19 protein-coding genes and 1 pseudogene are annotated in these 19,027 nt (G+C 70.7%); 4 read left to right on the top strand and 16 right to left on the bottom strand.

Annotated features, from left to right (window positions below; all coding sequences use genetic code 11):
* The 4 genes and pseudogenes from FXO23_RS41640 to FXO23_RS52805 form a co-directional block, all read right to left on the bottom strand.
* Window positions 1-197, bottom strand: a pseudogene (locus tag FXO23_RS41640) (phosphoadenylyl-sulfate reductase); the annotation flags it as partial.
* Window positions 194-355, bottom strand: coding sequence for an Insertion element protein (locus FXO23_RS51970; protein ID WP_158892841.1), 162 nt, complete (start codon window positions 353-355; stop codon window positions 194-196). The pseudogene FXO23_RS41640 and the gene FXO23_RS51970, both read right to left, overlap by 4 nt.
* A complete protein-coding gene (locus tag FXO23_RS41630) occupies window positions 352-2,052 on the bottom strand; it encodes a nitrite/sulfite reductase (RefSeq protein WP_158892839.1) in 1,701 nt (566 codons plus the stop codon). Before FXO23_RS41630 ends, FXO23_RS51970 begins: the two co-directional genes overlap by 4 nt.
* Window positions 2,053-2,180: 128 nt before the next feature.
* Window positions 2,181-2,252, bottom strand: coding sequence for a putative leader peptide (locus tag FXO23_RS52805; protein ID WP_425484957.1), 72 nt, complete (start codon window positions 2,250-2,252; stop codon window positions 2,181-2,183).
* Window positions 2,253-2,404: 152 nt separating this feature from the next.
* Here FXO23_RS52805 and hemW point away from each other — a divergent pair, with 152 nt between their 5' ends.
* Entirely contained in the window at window positions 2,405-3,610 is a 1,206-nt protein-coding gene (gene hemW, locus FXO23_RS41625) for a radical SAM family heme chaperone HemW (protein WP_158892837.1), read from the top strand.
* Here hemW and FXO23_RS51965 read toward each other — a convergent pair.
* Window positions 3,607-4,059, bottom strand: a complete 453-nt coding sequence (locus tag FXO23_RS51965; RefSeq protein WP_246258337.1) for a permease-like cell division protein FtsX — start codon at window positions 4,057-4,059, stop codon at window positions 3,607-3,609. The two genes, hemW and FXO23_RS51965, sit on opposite strands and share 4 nt — an antisense overlap.
* A 57-nt stretch (window positions 4,060-4,116) precedes the next feature.
* On the opposite strand from FXO23_RS51965, the gene FXO23_RS41615 reads away from it, so the two are divergent.
* Window positions 4,117-4,548, top strand: coding sequence for a TIGR03667 family PPOX class F420-dependent oxidoreductase (locus FXO23_RS41615; RefSeq protein WP_158892835.1), 432 nt, complete (start codon window positions 4,117-4,119; stop codon window positions 4,546-4,548).
* Here FXO23_RS41615 and FXO23_RS41610 read toward each other — a convergent pair.
* The 4 genes from FXO23_RS41610 to FXO23_RS41595 all read right to left on the bottom strand — a co-directional run bounded on the left by FXO23_RS41610 (window position 4,526) and on the right by FXO23_RS41595 (window position 9,173).
* The gene (locus tag FXO23_RS41610; RefSeq protein ID WP_158892833.1) at window positions 4,526-5,197 is read right to left on the bottom strand and encodes a response regulator; all 672 of its coding nucleotides are present in this window, start codon (window positions 5,195-5,197) and stop codon (window positions 4,526-4,528) included. The two genes, FXO23_RS41615 and FXO23_RS41610, sit on opposite strands and share 23 nt — an antisense overlap.
* Complete coding sequence (locus FXO23_RS41605; protein WP_158892831.1) at window positions 5,194-6,375, bottom strand: sensor histidine kinase; 1,182 nt, start codon at window positions 6,373-6,375, stop codon at window positions 5,194-5,196. Before FXO23_RS41605 ends, FXO23_RS41610 begins: the two co-directional genes overlap by 4 nt.
* On the bottom strand, window positions 6,372-8,438 hold the full coding sequence (locus FXO23_RS41600) for an MMPL family transporter (protein WP_158892829.1): 2,067 nt from the start codon (window positions 8,436-8,438) through the stop codon (window positions 6,372-6,374). Before FXO23_RS41600 ends, FXO23_RS41605 begins: the two co-directional genes overlap by 4 nt.
* Window positions 8,439-8,597: 159 nt before the next feature.
* A complete protein-coding gene (locus FXO23_RS41595) occupies window positions 8,598-9,173 on the bottom strand; it encodes a DUF1707 SHOCT-like domain-containing protein (protein WP_158892828.1) in 576 nt (191 codons plus the stop codon).
* 125 nt (window positions 9,174-9,298) lie between these two features.
* Between FXO23_RS41595 and FXO23_RS41590 the strand changes: the two genes are divergently transcribed.
* Together FXO23_RS41590 and FXO23_RS41585 are read left to right on the top strand one after the other, a co-directional pair.
* Entirely contained in the window at window positions 9,299-10,105 is an 807-nt protein-coding gene (locus tag FXO23_RS41590) for a siderophore-interacting protein (RefSeq protein WP_158892826.1), read from the top strand.
* Window positions 10,106-10,138: 33 nt separating this feature from the next.
* Entirely contained in the window at window positions 10,139-11,404 is a 1,266-nt protein-coding gene (locus tag FXO23_RS41585) for a serine hydrolase domain-containing protein (protein WP_158892824.1), read from the top strand.
* Here the strand turns inward: FXO23_RS41585 and FXO23_RS41580 are convergent.
* From FXO23_RS41580 to FXO23_RS41550, 7 genes are all read right to left on the bottom strand, one after another.
* Window positions 11,379-11,783 (bottom strand): DnaJ family domain-containing protein, encoded by a 405-nt coding sequence (locus tag FXO23_RS41580; RefSeq protein ID WP_158892822.1) that lies wholly within the window; start codon window positions 11,781-11,783, stop codon window positions 11,379-11,381. The genes FXO23_RS41585 and FXO23_RS41580 overlap by 26 nt on opposite strands.
* A gap of 48 nt (window positions 11,784-11,831) precedes the next feature.
* Window positions 11,832-12,830 (bottom strand): TIGR03842 family LLM class F420-dependent oxidoreductase, encoded by a 999-nt coding sequence (locus FXO23_RS41575; protein WP_158892820.1) that lies wholly within the window; start codon window positions 12,828-12,830, stop codon window positions 11,832-11,834.
* A gap of 12 nt (window positions 12,831-12,842) precedes the next feature.
* Window positions 12,843-14,234 (bottom strand): dihydropyrimidinase, encoded by a 1,392-nt coding sequence (gene hydA, locus FXO23_RS41570; RefSeq protein ID WP_158892818.1) that lies wholly within the window; start codon window positions 14,232-14,234, stop codon window positions 12,843-12,845.
* Between the two features lie 2 nt (window positions 14,235-14,236).
* Window positions 14,237-15,079, bottom strand: a complete 843-nt coding sequence (locus tag FXO23_RS41565) for a nitrilase-related carbon-nitrogen hydrolase (protein WP_158892816.1) — start codon at window positions 15,077-15,079, stop codon at window positions 14,237-14,239.
* Window positions 15,030-16,616, bottom strand: a complete 1,587-nt coding sequence (locus tag FXO23_RS41560; protein WP_158892814.1) for an NCS1 family nucleobase:cation symporter-1 — start codon at window positions 16,614-16,616, stop codon at window positions 15,030-15,032. The genes FXO23_RS41565 and FXO23_RS41560 overlap by 50 nt, the downstream gene beginning before the upstream one ends.
* Before the next feature lie 215 nt (window positions 16,617-16,831).
* Window positions 16,832-17,200, bottom strand: a complete 369-nt coding sequence (locus FXO23_RS41555; protein WP_158892812.1) for an SSI family serine proteinase inhibitor — start codon at window positions 17,198-17,200, stop codon at window positions 16,832-16,834.
* 74 nt (window positions 17,201-17,274) lie between these two features.
* The gene (locus FXO23_RS41550) at window positions 17,275-18,903 is read right to left on the bottom strand and encodes a PucR family transcriptional regulator (RefSeq protein ID WP_158892810.1); all 1,629 of its coding nucleotides are present in this window, start codon (window positions 18,901-18,903) and stop codon (window positions 17,275-17,277) included.
* Window positions 18,904-19,027: the final 124 nt, after the last annotated feature.

Raw genomic sequence — 19,027 nt, 5'->3', positions numbered from 1 at the left:
ACATCCACATCAGACTTGACCTTCACAGCCAAATCGATCAACACCGCATCCTGCATATTCGACGCAACAATCAAATCATCACCGAACGTCTCCACCGCCCAGGCCAGGGCCTCCTGGGCGCTCGCGTCCGCCAGTTCCGCGGATGCCTTCTCCGCCAATGCCTTCAGTTCTTCGGTCCGGGTCGCTGCCGTGGTCATCGAACTCCTTCCCCAAGCCGCAGGCCGATGAATTTCACCGAGAACACCCGCCTACATGCAGAACACAGCCAGGCGCCTTCGGATTCCTCCTCCGGCCGAAGGTCCTCGTCGCCGCAGTACGGGCAGTAGAACGGGACCGCGCGTTCGGTCCCGGTCACCGCAACGCTTCCTCGTCCGCGCGGGCCACCCACTGCGGGAACCGCTCGCCCTCGGTGCGCTGCTCGACGTAGTTGCGCACCACGCGTTCCACGTAACCGACCAGTTCGTCGCCGGTCACCTTGTGCCCGCGCAGTTTGCGGCCGAACCCGGCGTCCAGGCCGAGCCCGCCGCCGAGGTGCACCTGGAAACCCTCGACCTGGTTGCCGTCGGCGTCGGTCACGATCTGGCCCTTGAGCCCGATGTCCGCGGTCTGGATGCGGGCGCAGGAGTTCGGGCAGCCGTTGAGGTGCACGCTCACCGGGGTGTCGACGTCCGCCTGGACATCGGCCAGCCGCTTCTCCAGCGCGGCGACCAGTTCGTGCGCGCGGGCCTTGGTCTCGACGATCGCGAGTTTGCAGAACTCCAGGCCGGTGCAGGCCATCACCCCGCGCCGCCACGGCGACGGCTCGGTCTGCAGGCCCAGATCGGCCAGTTCGGCCTGCAGGCCGCCGACTTCGGACTCCGGCACGTCCAGCACGACCAGTTTCTGCAACGGGGTCAGCCGGACCCGCGCGGAACCGGCCCGCTCGGCCGCCTTGGCCACCGCGATCAGCGTCGCGCCGGAGACGCGACCGGCGATCGGCGCGGCGCCCACGTAGAACTTCCCGTCCTTCTGCCGGTGCACGCCCACGTGGTCGTGCGGCAGTTCGGGAACCTCCGGCGCCGGGCCGTCGATCAGTTCCCGCTTGAGGTACTCGTCCTGCAGCACCTGCCGGAACTTCTCCGCGCCCCAATCCTTGACCAGGAACTTGATCCGGGCCCGCGAGCGCAGGCGGCGGTAGCCGTAGTCGCGGAAGACGCTGATCACGCCCGCCCAGACCTCGGGAACCTCGTCGAGCGGAACCCAGGTGCCGAGCCGTTGCCCGATCATCGGGTTGGTGGACAGGCCGCCGCCGACCCAGAGATCGAACCCGGGGCCGTGCTCGGGGTGGTGCACCCCGACGAACGCGACGTCGTGGATCTCGTGCGCCACGTCCGGCAGCCCGGAGATCGCGGTCTTGAACTTGCGCGGCAGGTTGGCGTACTCGGGTTTGCCGAGGTAGCGGCGTTTGATCTCGTCGATGGCCGGGGTGCCGTCGATGACCTCGTCCTCGGCGATTCCGGCCAGCGGCGAGCCGAGGATCACGCGCGGGCTGTCGCCGCACGCGGTCATCGTGGTGAGCCCGAGGTTCTCCAGCTTCTGCCAGATCGTCGGCATGTCCTCGATCTGGATCCAGTGGTACTGGATGTTCTGCCGGTCGGTGATGTCGGCGGTGTCCCGGGCGTAGGTCTGCGAGATCTCGCCGAGCAGGTTCAACTGCTGGGTGGTCAGCGCGCCGCCGTCCACGCGCACGCGCAGCATGAAGTAGCGGTCGTCGAGCTCCTCGGGCTCCAGCGTCGCGGTGCGGCCGCCGTCGATGCCGGGACGGCGCTGGGTGTAGAGGCCGTACCAGCGGAACCGGCCGCGCAGGTCACCCGGGTCGATCGAGTCGAAGCCGCGGTGCGCGTAGATGTTCTCGATCCGCGCGCGCACGTTGAGCGGATGATCGTCCTTCTTGGACCGCTCGTTCGGGTTGAGCGGCTCGCGGTAGCCGAGCGCCCATTGCCCCTCCCCACGCCGTTGCTTGGGGCGTGCGGCGCGGCCTGCGTTCGGGGTTTCGCGGGTGGGCGAGGCCATCTGTCGTCCTCCGGGGCGGGTGGAAGGCGCCGTGCGCACCGTGAACGCCCTGGTCAAAGGTGGTGGGAGCGATCCGCGGCGAACTCGACGCCGGCTGGTCCGTGATCGTGGGCGGAAGCGGCGGGAGGTCAGCTCGACGCCGGGCACAGCGCGCTGGCGACGCGGCGCAGGTCGACGTGTCGTCGAGCCACGAGCGGCACACCGGCAGAAGTCACCCGCCCAGGGTGCCATTTGCCCACAATGTGGTCCAGGCGTGCCCGAATGCTGGGAGCAACGTCACCCGGGGTTGACTTCGACGCCACTTCGGGTGCCCGGGAGCGGCTCCGGGGGAGCGCTCGGCGACACTGGACGGGTGCCCGAGACCACCACACCGCCCGACGCCGCCCTGCCCGAATCCGCCCTGGACGGGCTGGGGACGCGGCCGTTCGGCGTCTACGTGCACGTGCCGTTCTGCGCCACGCGCTGCGGGTACTGCGACTTCAACACCTACACCGCGGGCGAACTCGGGTCCGGATCGTCGCCCCGGTCCTGGCTGGACGGCCTGCGGCGCGAGCTCGAACTCGGCGCCCGGGTCCTCGGGGCCGCACCGGCCGTGGACACCGTGTTCGTCGGCGGTGGCACGCCGTCCCTGCTCGGCGCGGACGGCCTCGCCGAGGTGCTGGACGCGGTCCGCGGCGCTTTCGGGCTGGCCCCCGGCGCCGAGGTGACCACCGAGTCGAACCCCGAATCGACCTCCCCGGAGTTCTTCGCCGGGATCCGGGACGCGGGCTACACGCGGGTCTCGCTGGGCATGCAGTCCGCCGCCGAGCACGTGCTGCGGGTGCTCGACCGCGTGCACACACCCGGCCGCCCGGTCGCGGCGGCCGGTGAGGCGCGGGTCGCGGGCTTCGAACACGTCAACCTGGACCTCATCTACGGCACACCGGGGGAGCGGGCCGAGGATCTGCGGGCCTCCCTGGACGCCGTCCTGGCGGCCGGGGTCGACCACGTTTCCGCGTACGCGCTGATCGTCGAGGAGGGGACCGCGCTCGCCCGGCGGGTTCGCCGCGGCGAGTTGCCCGCGCCGGACGACGACGTGCTCGCCGCCGACTACGAGCTGATCGACGAGGTGCTCGCGGGGGCGGGACTGCGCTGGTACGAGGTGTCCAACTGGGCGTCCTCCGCGGCGGCGCGGTGCAGGCACAACCTCGGGTACTGGCTCGGCGGGGACTGGTGGGGCGCCGGGCCGGGCGCGCACAGCCACGTCGGCGGGGTGCGCTGGTGGAACGTCAAACATCCGGCGCGGTACGCGGCCCTGCTCGGTTCCGGCGAATCCCCGGCGGCCGGGCGCGAAGTGCTCACCGGCCACGACCGCCACCTGGAACGCGTGATGCTGGAACTCCGGCTCGCCGAGGGGCTGCCGCTGGACGCCCTCGACCCGGCCGGGGTGCGCGCCGCCCGGGCCGCCGCGGCGGAGGGCCTGCTCGAACCGTCCGCTTTGGACGGTTCCGCGCGGGCGGTGCTCACCGACCGGGGCCGGTTGCTGGCCGACGGCGTGGTGCGCAGGCTGGTCGGCTAGTTCGCGGCCGGTCGCCGCCACGGGCAGCGGAGCCCGTCGACCTCCTGGGCCGCCGGGAGCTGCGCGCGCAGCCAGGCGACGAGCTGCTCGCGGTCGGCTTCGGCGGTCGGGAACACGGTGATCGAGGCGGGCAGGGCCTCCGGCCGCGCGAGTTCCACCAGCTCGGGCTGGTCCTTGAAGATCACCTTGAACCGCTCGTAGGCCTGGAGCTGGGTCTCCGAGGTCGTCGACTGGATGCGCGGATCGCGCACCTTGTCCTGCGCGGCCAGCATGTCCGCGTCGGTGTGGAAGTAGGTCAGGATCTCGCGCGGGCAGGGGATCGGTGACGCGGTGCCCGGCACCGTCCGGTTCGCTCCCCAGATCACCAGCGCCGCCACCGCGGCGGCGACCACCACGACGACGATCGCGGCCAGGATCTGCGGGGACGGGAGGCGGCGCGGTGCGGTCACCTGAGAAAGCTTGGCACAACGGGAATTCCGCGCCGCACGCGCGCCTACGATGAAGCCATGACGATCACCGCTCTCCCCGACCCGTCGACCCCCTTCGGCGAACGCGTCCGCACCCGCCTGCGCGACGAGAGGCTCATCTGGTGGACCACCGTCGGCGCGGACGGCACCCCGCAGCCCAATCCGGTGTGGTTCCTGCAGGACGACGACGGCATCCTCATCTACAACCGGCAGGACGCGCACCGGCTCAACCACATCCGCGAGCGGCCCCAGGTGTCGCTGAATTTCGACGCCGCCTCCGACGGCGGCGACATCGTGGTGCTGCGCGGGCGGGCGCGGCAGCTCGAGGACCAGCCGCTGCCGCACGAGAACCCGGCCTACCTGGAGAAGTACGCGGAGGCCATGGTCGAGGTCAGCGGCAGCCCCGAGGAATTCAGCGCGGTCTACTTCGTTCCGGTGCGGATCGAGATCACTCGCGTTCGCGGATTCTGATCAGACCGGATTCGTACGCCGTGATCACCAGTTGCGCGCGGTCGCGGGCATCGAGTTTGGTCAGCAGCCTGCTCACGTAGGTCTTCGCGGTCAGCGGGCTGATCACCAGCGCATCGGCGATCTCGGCGTTGCTCAGCCCGCGCCCGATGAGGGCGAGCACCTCGCGTTCCCGGTCGGTCAGCACGTCCAGCGAGGGCACCTCGTGCGTGCCGGTGTCCGGGATCGCGAGCACCTTGGTGATCAGCGACCGGGTGGCGCCGGGGGAGAGCAACGCGTCCCCGGCCGCCACCGTGCGGATCGCCGCGAGCAGGTTCGCGGGCTGGGTGTCCTTGACCAGGAAACCGCTCGCCCCGGCGCGGAGCGCGGCGAGCACGTTCTCGTCGCTTTCGAACGTGGTCAGGATGAGCACCCGCACCCCGGTCAGATCCTCGTCCGCGGCGATCCGCGCGGTGGCCTCGATACCGTCGGCGCCGGGCATCCGGATGTCCATCACCACCACGTCCGCGCGGGTGGCCCGGGCCTGCTCGACCGCGGCGGCGCCGTCCCCGGCCTCGCCGACGACCTCCAGATCCGGTGCGGAACCGATCAGCAGGGCGAACGCGCTGCGCACCAGCGCCTGATCGTCGGCGAGCAGTACCCGGATGGTCACGTGCCCTCCCGCTTCCGGATCGGCAGGATCGCGGTGACCGTGAAACCGCCGTCCCGGCCGGGGCCCGCGGTGAGCCCGCCACCGAGGGCGTGCGCGCGCTCGGTCATGCCGATGATGCCGTAACCCCCGCCCGATCGCGTGGCAGGGCCGCGGCCGTTGTCGGTGATCTCCAGGCGGACCTCGCCGGGGGTGTGCTCGAGGAGCACGGTGGCCGCCGTGGCGCCGGCGTGTTTGACGACGTTGGTCAGCGCTTCCTGGGCGATCCGGTACAGCGTGATCTCGGCGCCCTGACCGAGTTCGCGTGGTTCGCCGAGCACCCGGACCGCGACCTCGATCCCCGCGGCACGGGTCGATTCGGCGAGTTCGGGCAGCCGGTCGATCCCCGGCGTCGGCTGGCGATCCGGTTCGGAATCGTTGCCCCGCAACACATCCAGCGTGGTGCGCAGTTCCGCCAGCGCGGTGCTGCTCGCCGCCGCGATGGTGCGCAGCGGTTCGGCGACGCGGGCCAGCGCCGGATCGTCCGGACGTTCACCGAGGAGATGCGCGGCGACCCCGGCATGCGCGTTGATCACCACGATCGTGTGCGCCAGCGCGTCGTGCAGGTCGCGGGCGATCCGCAGCCGTTCCTCGGCGACCCGGCGCGCCGCCTCTTCCTCCCGGGTGTGCTCGGCCCGTTCCGCGCGTTCGGTGATGGAACCGACGTACGCCCGGTGCGACCGGACGGCCGCGCCGAAGACCGCGGCGACGGCCAGCCAGCCCAGCGGGGCGGCCACCTCCGCCCCGGGCGGGCCCTCCTGGGTGAGGCCGATGACCAGCGAGATGAGCAGGAACATCGGCAACACGGTGACGAGCAGCCGTTGCCAGCTGCCGGTGACCGCGACGGTGTACAGCAACACCATCGCCGCGGGCAGCGTCACCTCGTGCGGGTAGTCCACCGCGTGGTAGGCGATGGAAGCCGCGGCGCACAGGGCGAGCGCGAGCATCGGCCGGAGCCGGCGCAGCAGGACCGGCAGCACGGTCGCCGCCAGCAGCGCCACGCCCAGCGGATCCAGCGGCCGCCCCTCGAACCAGGACGACGGGGCCAGCCCGGCCGTGGCGAGTTCGGCGGCGAGCAGGGCGGCGGTCAGCGCCAGATCGGTTTTCCCGATCCGGCGCCGATCCGGTGCGGCGGAGTTCACGCCCCCATCGTCTCCGGTTGCCGCGGTGCGCGGGCCGGTTCGCGCACCGCGGGCCACCAGGCCCGTTCGCCCAGGCGCGCCAGCAGGGGAGCGACCAGCAGCGGCTGCACGACCAGCGTCTGCAGCAGGACCCCGGCGGCCACCACGAAGCCCACCTCCACCATCGGCACGAACGGCAGTGCCATGAGTACCGCGAACGTGGCGGCCAGCACCACTCCGGCCGAGGCGATCACCGGTCCGGTGGACCGCAGGGCCCGGCGGGTCGCCTCCGCGGTCCCGAACCGGGCGGCGTCGTCGCGTATCCGGGCCACCAGGAAGATCGAATAGTCGACGCCGAGCGCCACGCCGAACACGAAACTCAGCGCGGGCAGGTTCGGCTCGGTCCCGGCGAATCCGAACAGCCCGTCGAAGGCGAGCGCGCCGATGCCGAGCGCGGCCGCGAAGCACAGCACCACGGTGGCCACGACCACCAGCGAGGCCACCAGGGCACGCAGCAACAGGACCAGGACGAGCAGCACGACGGCCAGGACCAGGGGCAGCACGAGCGCGTTGTCGCGCGCGGTCGCGTCCCGGCTGTCGAGTTTCTCCGCCGCGTCCCCGCCCACCAGCGCGTCCGCGCCCACCGCGGCGCGCAAGGCGGCCACGGTGCCGGTTTCGGCCGGGGTGTCCGGCGCGGCGGCCGGGGACGCCTCGAGCAGCGTCCAGCCCGCACCCGAACGATCGGTTTCCACCCGCGCGACCCCCGGCACCGCGCGGGCGAGCGCGGCGATCCGGTCGGCGTCCCCGGTGCGCGTGGCGATGGTCATCGGCCGCCCGGACTGTTCCGGGAACGCGGCGCCGAGCGTCGCGTATCCGGTGACCGATTCGGGAGGCGAGGTGAACTGGTCGGTCTGGCCGAGATCGCCGCGCAGGTCCAGCACACCGAAGGCGAGCGCGCCGAGCACCGCCGTGCTGACCGCCGCCGTGCGCGCGGGCGCGGCGAGCGCCCGGCCGCCGAGGCGCCTCCACCGGTTCGCGCCCGCGGGCGCCGTGGTGCCGAACCGCGGGATCCGCGGCCAGAACACCCGCCGGCCGGCCGCGGTCAGCAGCGCGGGGAACAGGGTCAGCATGGTGACCAGCGTGCACGCGATGCCGAGCGCACCGCACAGGCCGAGTCCGGAGATGTCGTTCATCCGCGCGGCGAGCAGGCACAGCAAGCCGAGCGTGACGGTCGACGCGGAGGCGAGGATCGCCGGCCCGACCCCGCGCAGCGCGGTCCGCATCGCCTGGTGCACGTCGGCGTTCCGGCGCAGTTCCTCGCGGTAGCGGGCCACCAGCAGCATCGCGTAGTCGGTCCCCGCGCCGAAGACGAGCACGATGGTGATCGCGAAACTCTGCGTGGACACGGTGATCCCGGTGGCCCGGGCCACCGCGTAGATCACGGCCATGGACAGCACCGCGGCGGCGCCGACCGCCAGCAACGGCACCAGCCAGAGGAACGGGCTGCGGTAGGTGACGATCAGCAGGAGCGCCACCACGGCGGTGGTCACCAGCATCAGCGTGACGTCGAGCCCCTCGAACACCGCGTCGATGTCGGCGCCGATCGCGCTCGGACCGGTCACCTGGACGCTCACCCCGTCCGGATGCCCCGCCACCGCCCCGCGCACCCGGTCGACGAACTCGGCGGTGGCCTGCTCGTCGTCGCCCGGGTTCGGTTGCCCCGCGGCGAACATCGCGGTGGCCCCGTCGGCCGAGGACGCGAGCGGCATGCGCACGCCCAGGGTCGTCCGGTGGTCCTCGGCGGCCGCCCGGTCCGAGCCGGTGAGCCCGCCGTCGCGGTGGTAGACGACCAGGACCTGGTCGCCGTCCCCGCCGGGAATGCGGTCGGCCAGTTCGGCGACCTGGGTGGACTGGGCGTCGGCGGGCAGCCGATCGGTCGTCCGGTCGGTTTGCACCGAGCCGATGTTCAGCCCGACCGGCAGCGCGACCGCGAGCGCCAGCAGCCACAGCCCCATCGTGATCCGCTTCGCCAGCCGCCCCGCCGGGAGTGCGAAGAACTCCCGTGCCCTGGTTCTCCCCGCCATTGCCGCACCTCTCGTTCCGGGTTAGTCGTCCCGGCGGTTACGGTGCCTTTTCGGCGGGGCTGGGCGCGTCCGGCCAGGGCAGACACCACGGGGTACTCCCATGGTCGACACCGAGCGGGGTACGGACGTCACTTCGATGACTGGTCGCCCAGTCCCGTGTCATGAGCGGACTGGAGGCGGCAGCACCGAGACCATCCCGTTCGCCGCCCGTCCGGCGAGCACGAAATGCGGCGTCCCGCCGGAGCCGACGAAACCACCCCTGTCCCGTACCTGGGCGGGCTTTCGCTTGGTCCACAACCCGTCGATGTCGATCGTGGCGCCTTCGGGCAGCCAGAGCCGGACCTGCGTCGCGCCGCCGTGCAGTTCGATACGCACCACCCGGTGGTCGATGCGCGCTTCGGTGAAGTCGACTCGGACCGTGCGGTGCTTCGGGTGCAGCACCAGGACCTTCGGGACCGCCCACGCGCCACGCCGCGTGATGGCGCTGCCCGCCTCGCGCAGTTCCAGGCGTTCGCCGGACTCCGGGGCCGCGGTGCGCACGAGGCCCGGCAGATCGATCAGCACCCAGTTCAGTTCGCCGCGGGTGCGGGCCGCGAGGGCCAGATCGGTGCGGGTGGTGAATTCGTCCAGATCGAGCAGGCCGCGTCCGGTTGCCTTGTTGAGCAAGGACACCACATGTTCCCGTTCCGCGTCCGATACGCGCAGATTCGCCGGATCTCCCCCAAGTCCCGTCATGGCGAAAAGGCTAACGACGGAGAATTGGTGTGCCATCGGGGAAATCCCCGGAGATCCGGAACGGGCGCGTCGATCACGATTAGGGTAGCCTTGCCTCAAGTGTTGAACGTAGTGAGGAGTGGCAAATGGCGGAGGCGCGCGGTCGCCGGAACATGTCGGTCATTCGCCTGACCGTATTGCGGACCGAGCAACTCACCCCGCACATGATCAGGATCATCGCGGGTGGTGACGGCCTCGCCGCGTTCACCCCCAACGAATTCACCGACGCCTACGTCAAAGTGGTGTTCAAGGAGCCCGGGGTGGAGTACCCGGAGCCGCTGGACCTGCACGCGGTCCGCGCGCAGTTGCCGCCCGAGCACCAGCCGAAGCTGCGGACCTACACCGTTCGCTACTTCGACCAGGCGGCGGGCGAACTCGCCTTCGATTTCGTGGTCCACGGCGACGAGGGCATCGCCGGACCGTGGGCAAAGGCGGCGAAGCCGGGCGACGAACTGCTCTTCGTCGGGCCCGGCGGCGCCTACGCCCCGGGCGCGGAGGCCGACTGGCACCTGCTCGTCGGCGACGAGAGCGCGCTCCCCGCGATCGGCGCCGCGCTGGAGGCGATCCCGGCCGGGGTGCCGGTGCGGGCGTTCATCCTGGTCTCCGACGCCGCCGAGGAGCAGGGGCTGCCGACCAAGGGGGACGCGCAGATCCACTGGCTGCACCGCTCCGCCGGTGACGACCTGGTGCGCGCGGTGCGCGGGCTGGACTTCCCGGCGGGCGTGGTCCAGGCGTTCGTGCACGGCGAGGCGGGTTTCGTCCGCGAACTGCGCCGCCACCTGCTCGACGAGCGGGGCGTGCGCAAGGACCTGCTCTCCATCTCCGGCTACTGGCGCCTCGGCAAGAACGACGAGGAGTGGCGCGCGGAGAAGGCGGCCGAACGCGGGCGTTGAGTGCGCCCGTCGCCGCTCGGGTAGAACAAGATCATGGCGACTGATCTTGCGGTGGCGGATCCGGCCGAACTGGGATTCGACCAGGGCCGGTTGGCGCGCATCGACCGGCATTTCGCGCGCTATGTCGACGACGGGTTGCTGCCCGGCTGGCTGACCGTGGTCGCCAGGCACGGCCGGATCGCGCATCTTTCCCATTACGGGCAACGCGATCTGGAAGCGGGCCTGCCGGTCGAACCGGACACTCGGTGGCGCCTTTTCTCGATGACCAAACCGATCACCTCGGTCGCCGCGATGGTGCTGTACGAGCAGGGCGCGTTCGAACTGACCGATCCGATCGCGCGCTGGCTGCCCGAATTCGCCGAAATGCGGGTCTACGCCAAGGGATCGGCGCTGCGCCCGGCCACCGAGCCCGCCATCGAGCCGATCCGGGTGTGGCACCTGCTCACCCACACCGCGGGCCTGACCTACGGTTTCCACCACGCGCACCCGATCGACGCCATGTACCGCTCGGCCGGGTTCGAATGGGACACCCCGCCGGGCAAGGATCTGGCCGAATGCACGCGGATCTGGGCCAGTCTCCCGCTCGTGCACCAGCCCGGCAGCGAATGGAACTATTCGGTCGCCACCGACGTGCTCGGGCGCCTGATCGAGGTCGTCTCCGGCCGGCCGCTCGACGAGTACTTCGCCGAGCACGTGCTCGGCCCCCTCGGCATGACCGACACCGCTTTCCAGGCGGCCGAGGCCTCCCTCGGCAAACTGGCCGCGCTGTACGTGCCGGAACCCGGTACCCGGCTCGCGCGGCGCCACGACGGGTTCGGGGACTTGGCGAAGCGGCGCCCGGATCTCCTTTCCGGCGGGGGCGGCCTGGTGTCCACCGCGGCCGACTACTTCCGGTTCACCGAATTCCTGCGGCGCGGCGGCGAACTCGACGGCACCCGCCTGCTCGGCACGCGCACCCTCGCCCGGATGGCCCGCAACCACCTGCCCGGCAACGCGGATCTGGAGAGCTTCGGCCGCCCGCTGTTCGCGGAGATGCCGTTCCACGGCCACGGTTTCGGCCTCGGCTTCTCCGTCCTGCTCGACCCGGTGGCGGCGAAAACCCTGTCCAGCGCCGGGGAAATCGCGTGGGGCGGCGCCGCGAGCACCGCGTTCTGGGTGGATCCGGCCGAGGACATCACGGTCCTGTTCTTCACCCAGTTGCTGCCCTCAAGCACCCATCCGCTCCGCCAGCAACTACGGCAACTCGTCTACCAGGCGCTTGTCGACGAGCCCCCTACCGGGCCTCGCGCCAGGCCGTGACCACTTCCTCGACGTCCACCGGAACGGTCCGGATCGGCGGGCCGGGATGCGGGGTCCGGTAGGCGTCGCGGATCCGTTCGTTCAGGTCCTCGACGATCTCGCGCACCTTGTCCTCGGTCCGTTCGCGCTGAACCCGTTGCGGCAGATCCTCGACCTCCCGGGCCAGCGCGAGCGAGGGCGGCAGGAGCGAGGACACGTCCTGGTGCTCCGCGTACAGCTTCTGGGCGAGCCAGTCCAGTTCGGTGCCCGGCCGGTCGTTCTTGGGCAACGGTTTCCCGGCACCCGGCAGATCGTCGAACTCGCCCCGCTCCTCGGCGGCGCGGATCTGCATATCGATCCAGCTGTCGAAGGAAACCCCCGGCGGTTTTCGCTCGGTCATACGACCACCCCCTGCACAGTACGAAAATACCGGAAGGGGGTGGCCGGGTCACGCGGTGAGCTTGCCGAGGACCTCCTCGCCGTAGGACCGCAGGGTCCGGTCCCGGTCGTCGTGCATCAGGTAGAGCGAGAACTGGTCGACCCCGAGTTCGGCGAGTTCCTGCAGCCGCTGGACATGCGCGCTCGCGGGGCCGAGCAGGCAGAACCGGTCCACGATCTCGTCCGGAACGAAATCGGTGGACGGGTTCCCGGCCCGGCCGTGGTGCGAGTAGTCGTAGTCCTGGCGGCCCCTGATGTAGTCGGTCAGTTCCTTCGGCACCGGACCGGAATCGCCGTAGCGCGCGACGAGATCGGCCACGTGGTTGCCGACCATCCCGCCGAACCAGCGCAGCTGTTCCCGCTGGTGCGCCAGATCGTCACCGACGTAGGCGGGCGCGGCCACGCAGATGGTGATCCCGCCCGGGTCCCGGCCCGCCGCCCGCGCCGCGTCGCGCACCGAACCGATGGTCCACCGGGCGATCGCCGGATCCGCGCACTGGAGGATGAACCCGTCGGCGTGCTCGCCGACCATCTTCAGCGCCTTCGGACCGTAGGCCGCCATCCACATTTCCAGGCGGCCGTCGCGAACCCACGGGATCCGCACCGGGGTGTCCCCGAGCATCGCCTCGCGCCCCTCGGCCATCTCCTTGACCGCGCGCATCCACTCCAGCAGGCCCGCCAGCGTCGCCGGTTTCTTGCCGACCACCCGGTGCGCCGAATCGCCGCGGCCGACCCCGCACACCGTGCGGTTGCCGAACATGTCGTTCAGCGTGGCGAACAGCGAAGCGGTGACCGACCAGTCCCGCGGCCCGGGGCTGGTCACCATCGGGCCGACGATCATCGACGAGGTGGCCGCCAGGATCTGGGAGTAGATGACGAACGGCTCCTGCCAGAGCACCGGCGAGTCGAACGTCCAGCCGTAGCGGAAGCCCTGGTCCTCCGCCTCCTTCATCAGCCGCACGACCTCCCGGGCGGGCGGGTCGGTCTGCAGTACGACGCCGAAATCCATCGAGCGGGCTCCCTAGTTGAGGTACTGGCACAGGTCGCGGGACAGGAACTTCCCGTGGGTCGTGCTACCGCTGAAACCGGCCGGCGAGACCACGATCTTCCCGCGGGAGAGCACGATCTCCACCTTGCCGGTGAGTTCGAAACCCTCGTAGGCGGAGTAGTCCACGTTCATGTGGTGCGTCGCCGCGGACAGGGTCTGCCGCGCGGTCGGGTCGTAGATCACGATGTCGGCGTCCGAACCCGGTGCGAGCACACCCTTGCGCGGGTACAGGCCGAACATCCGCGCCGGGGTGGTCGAACAAGCCTCGACCCAGCGGCCCAGCGAGATCTCGCCCGCCACGACGCCCTGGTGCAGCAGGTCCATCCGGTGCTCGACCCCGGGCATCCCGTTCGGGATCGCCCGGAAATCGGTGCGCCCCAACTCCTTCTGGTCCTTGAAGCAGAACGGGCAGTGGTCGGTGGACACCACGGACAGATCGTTGGTGCGCAACCCCCGCCACAGATCGGCCTGGTGCTTCTTCTCGCGCAGCGGCGGGGAAGCCACGAACTTGGCGCCCTCGAAGTCCGGCTTCGCCATGTCCTCAATGGACAGATAGAGGTACTGCGGGCAGGTTTCGGCGAACACGTTCTGGCCCTCGCCGCGCGCCTGCGCCACCGCCGCCAGGGCCTGCGCGGCGGACAGGTGCACGATGTAGAGCGGCGCGCCGGTGACCTTCGCCAGCGTGATCGCGCGCGAGGTCGCCTCACCCTCCAATTCCGGCGGCCGGACCAGACCGTGCTGCACCGGATCGGTCTTCCCCGAGGCCACCGCCTGCGCGGCCAGCTCGTCGATCGCGATGCCGTTCTCCGCGTGCATCATGATCGTCGCGCCGGTCTCGCGAGCCTTCTGCATGGCGCGCAGGATCTCGCCGTCGGTGGAGTAGAACACGCCGGGGTAGGCCATGAACATCTTGAAGCTGCCGACCCCGCCGTCGATGCAGGTTTCCATCTCCTTCAACGTCGTGTCGTTGACGTCCGACACGATCATGTGGAACCCGTAGTCGATGGCGCAGTTGCCGTCCGCCTTCTCGTGCCACTTGTCCAGAGTGGACAGCAGCGAGGTGCCCTTCGCCTGCACCGCGAAGTCGATGATCGTGGTGGTCCCGCCCCAGGCCGCGGCCGTGGTGCCGGTGCCGAACGTGTCGTGGGAGAACGTGCCGCCGAACGGCATCTCCATATGCGTGTGGGCGTCGATCCCGCCCGGCAGCACGTACCGGTCGGTGGCGTCGATGATTTCGTCGGCCGCCGCCTCGTCGAAGACCCCGGGCGCGGTAACCGCGGCGATCTTCTCGTCCTCGACGAGGACGTCCGCCGTGATCCCGCCGGTGGTGTCCAGGACCGTGCCGCCCTTGATCAAGGTCCGCATGGTCACGCCTCCGCGAGTGGTCCGTAGCTGTCCGGCCGCCGGTCGCGGTAGAAGGCCCACAGATCGCGGACCTCCGCGAGCTTGCCCATTTCCAGATCGCGCACCACGATTTCCTCCTCGGTGTCCGAAGCGGCCTCGCCGACGAGCTGGCCGCGCGGGTCGACGAAGTACGACTGACCGTAGAAGTCGTTGTCGCCCAACGGTTCCACCCCGACACGGTTGATCGTGCCGACGTAGTACTCGTTCGCCACCGCGGCGGCGGGCTGCTCGAGGCGCCACAGGTACTCGGACAGGCCGCGGCTGGTCGCCGAGGGGTTGAACACGATCTTCGCGCCGGCCAGGCCGAGCGCGCGCCAGCCCTCCGGGAAGTGCCGCTCGTAGCAGATGTACACCCCGATCCGGCCGACCGCGGTGTCGAACACCGGGTAGCCGAGGTTCCCGGGCCGGAAGTAGAACTTCTCCCAGAAGCCCTTCACCTGCGGGATGTGGTTCTTGCGGTGCTTGCCGAGGTAGGTGCCGTCGGCGTCGATGACCGCGGCGGTGTTGTAGTACACGCCCGGCTGCTCGACCTCGTACATCGGCACCACCAGCACGACTCCGTGCCGTTCGGCGACTTCCTGCATGAGCTTGGTCGTCGGCCCGTCCGGGATGCCCTCGGTGTAGGAGTAGTAGTCGGTGTCCTGCACCTGGCAGAAGTACGGGCCGTAGAACAGCTCCTGCAGGCAGACCACCTGCGCGCCCTGGGAGGCGGCCTTGCCGATCGCGTCCACCGCGCCGGCGATCATGGACTCCTTGTCACCCGTCCACCGCTGCTGTACCAAGCCTGCTCTCACCAGATCGGTCACTTGTGTCCTCCTTCGTTGTTTCCGAGGCCTTGCCGGGCAGCGAAAGCATGATGTACACGGCGAACGCGCCGACCAGTCCGGCCACCCAGCTGTAGTCGTAAATCGGTTTGAGGAACGGGATCAGCCCGTCGGCGGGGAACGGGCCCTGGCTGCCGGGCGCGGTGTAGGCGCCCCCGACGGCCAGAACCGCGCCGACCAGCGTGGCCACCAGGGCCCGCCAGTTCCAGCCCGCGCGGAACCAGTACCGCCCGCCCTCGGTGTACAACCCGGCCAGGTCGAGCCGGGTGCGGCGGACGACCCAGTACCCGGCGGCCAGCACCCCGGCCACCGCGCCGAGGACGCCGCCGTAGAAACCGAGCCAGGCGAAGATGTAGATGCTCGGATCGGAGTACAGCCGCCACGGCTGGATCAGGATCCCGATGACGCCGGTGATCAGCCCGCCGACCGCGAACGTGACGCGTTTCGGGAACGCGTTGGAGAAGTCGTAGGACGGGCTGACCACGTTGGCCGCCAGGTTCGCCGAGATCGTCGCCAGCACCAGCGCGACGAGCGCGATCACCACCAGCAGCGGGCTGGAGAACCTGTCGGCCAGTTTCGCCGGATCCCAGATCTGCTCGCCGTAGAGCACCTGCCCGCCGGAGGTGGTGAGGATCGCGACGATCGCGATGAACATCATCGTGGTGGGCAGCCCGAGCACCTGGCCCCGGGCCTGGGTGCGCTGGCTGCCGCCGAAGCGCGTGAAGTCGGGCATGTTGAGCGAAAGCGTGGACCAGAACGCGATCATCGCCATCAGCGACGGCGCGAAGACCTTCCAGAAGTCCGTGCCCCAGCCGAGCTTTCCCGGTTCGGACAGGATCGGGCCGAACCCGCCCGCCTTGACCAGCACATAGCCGAGCAGGACCAGGAAACCGACCGACACCAGCGGCGCGGTCCAGTTCTCGAACCGGCGCACGGCCTCCATGCCCCGCCAGATGATCAGCATCTGCACCAGCCAGAACAGCGCGAAGGACAGCCACAACGTCCAGTGCTGGCCGAGGACGACCGCGGAGTCCCGCCAGGCCGGGCCGGTGAGCTTGCCGACCAGGATGTAGATCGCCTCACCGCCGACCCAGGTCTGGATGCCGAACCAGCCGCACGCGATGAACGCGCGCAGCAGGGCCGCCAGGTTCGCGCCGCGGACGCCGTAGAAGGCCCGGGCGAAGACCGGGAACGGGATTCCGTACTTGGTCCCCGCGTGGCTGTTCAGCAGCATCGGGATGAGCACGATCAGGTTGCCGAGCGTGATGGTGATCAGCGCCTGCACCCAGTCCATGCCCAGTGCGATGAGCGACGCGGCGAGCGCGTAACTGGGGATGTTGTGCGCCATGCCCATCCACAGCGCGAAGTAGTTGTAGGTCGTCCAGGTCCGCTTGCCGACCGGGACCGGGGCCAGTTCGTCGTTGCAGAAACGGCTGCCCGCGATGGCGGAAACGTCGCCGAGCTCGACCCGGCCGTCGGGATGTTCGACCTGCGTTTTCGCGCCTGCCGGTCCGGTCATCGCTCACTCCGCTCGTCGGGGGCCGTGCGACTGGAGTTCCATCCGAGCATCCTGTGCGGCACCGGCCCATGAGGGCAGAGTCACAGTGTTCACCGTTGCCCCGGTTGGTGAGCAGTGTGCGTGTTGCCTGAGCTGCCGTTACCCGGTGGTTACCGGGGGCGAAAAGGAAGGTGCGGGCCCGCCGTGGCACCGGCGGGCCCGCACCGGGTCTTCGCTCAGAACTTGAAGACGCCGCTGGACTCGGCGTCCGCGGCGCATTTGTTCGGGTACTCGCGGGTGAAGTCCACCGCTTTGCCACGCCAGTTGCCCTTGGCCGTGGCGGTGATCGGGGAGTACTCCAGCGTGCACGCCTGCCTGCGGACGGGCAGCTTGTCGAAGTCGCCGTTCGCCCTGGCGATCGCCGCGCAGGCCTCGCCGCTCTTCGGATGGGTGCCGCCCGCCGGGTCGCAGGTCAGCGACACCTGTTGTGTTTCGTTCTTGGTGTTCGTCGTGGTGAGGTCGAATGAGGCTGGTTGGGCCGGTCCGGCGAGAGACGCCAGGGCTAGCGCACAAGCCGTTATCGGTTCGATAGCGAATAGGGCCATAAGGGTGCTATCGGCGCGCCGACGAGATTTCCTGTGTTACCCGAACGGGTGTCATTGAGATCCCGATCGGGTGGTTACGGTCTTTCGCCCTCAGGTGCGGCGATGTCGTGGGCGAGGAGGGCGACGTAGAGGGAGAGCATCGACTCCGGTTCCTCCAGGCGCACACCGAGCACCTGCTCGATCCGGGCGAGCTGCTGGTAGTACGCGGTGCGCGAGGTGTGCGCCGCCGCCGCGGCCGCCGATTTGTTGCCGCCCTGTTCGCAGTAGTGCCGCAGCGCCTGGACCAACCGGCTGCCGGACGTGACGTCCCGGGACAGCAGCGGACCCAGCTCGCGCTCGGCGAACGCGCGCAGCCGTTCGTCGTCGGCGAGCAGGTGCAGCAGGCCGCGCAGCCGGACGTCCTCCAGCCGGTGCAGCTCGGCGGTCCGCCCCGCGTGCAGCGCCGCCGACGCGACCTGGGTGGCCTCGACCAGGCTGCGCCGCGCCTCGGCCACCGAATCGACGGTCGTCCCGACCGCGATCACGCTCGGCGCGCTGGTGCGCGTCTGGTGGATGTCGGCGGCCAGGCGGCGCAGCACGGTATCGGAATTCGCCTGCGGGGAAAGGGAAATCAGCGCGCGCACGCTGGTGTCGTCCACCGCGGCGACGAGCGCGCGCACCCGGGCCCGGCGGGCCGCGATCGCCGTCGCGTCGGCGATCTCGCGCAGTACGGCCTGGGCGGACAGCGCGGGCGAGGGGGCCGCCGCCGCGGTGAGGCTGGGGCGGATCGCCACCCCGACGAGCTGCCGCCCGGTCAGCGGAACGGCCAGCGCGGACGCCCGGGCGAGCACCTCGGCCGTGGGCACCGGCGCGGCCAGCAACCCGGTGAGCACCGCGCGGTGCGCCTGCCGTTCCAGGCTGTCCGCGTCCCGGGCCACCAGCCGGTGCACCGCGAGCGCGGACGCGGCGCGTTCGGCCACCACCACGTCCCGATCGGGCGGCGGATCGGCGCAGACGATCACCAGCCGCCCCCAGTCGTGCCCGCGCGCGCCGACAATGGTCACCAGCCAGCCCGCGCCCGCGTGGTAACCGGTGCGTTCGCCGAGCCGCACCGCGCGCGAACGGGCGGACCAGCCGTCCAGCAACTCGCCGGGGTCGGTGCCCGCCGCGTCGTAGGCCAGCACCTCGTGGGTCAGGGTCTCCAACACCACCGGCTGCTCGGTGCCGCGGGCGACCTCCCGCAGCACCTCGTCCGGTTCCGCCCCGGACACGGTCAGCGCGGTGAACACCTGGTGCACCCGCTCGGCCGCCTTCAGCTCGGCCACCTGCGCGTCCACGATCAGCCCGTTCACCGATTCGGTGACCGTCACGTACCGCGTCTCCCGGGACAGCGTGACCAGCGGGATGCCGTGCCGCTCGGCGGCGTCCACCAGGGCCGGGGGCAGTTTGTCGCTCCAGTGCCGGACCAGTTCCACCACGAGGCCGGCGACCCGGACCCCGGCCAGCTCGTCGAGGTACCGGGTGAGCGCGGCGTCGTCGTCGGGCAGCGCGATCCCGGTGGTCAGCACCAGTTCGCCACCCTTGAGCAGGTGCGCGATATCGGCGACCTCGGCGACGTGCACCCAGCGCACGCGGGCGTCGAGGCCGGCGGCGCCCGCGACCACGTGCGGCCGCCCGTGCCGGAGCACCGGCAGCGCGAGCACCTCGGCGACGGTCGGGTACATCGGGCCTCCCGGGGTTGATCTGCCAGGAAGAGCAGACTGTACGGCCGCGTGCGGGACTCGGTACATGTTGCCGGTGGCGTCCGCGCGCCGCGCGCCCCGAAACTCGGCAGCGAACCCGATTGGA

This window comes from Amycolatopsis anabasis, from assembly GCF_009765355.1.
Taxonomy (GTDB): domain Bacteria; phylum Actinomycetota; class Actinomycetes; order Mycobacteriales; family Pseudonocardiaceae; genus Amycolatopsis; species Amycolatopsis anabasis.
Note: the sequence above shows the minus strand (reverse complement) of the source record. Positions and strands in the feature narration are given on the sequence as shown.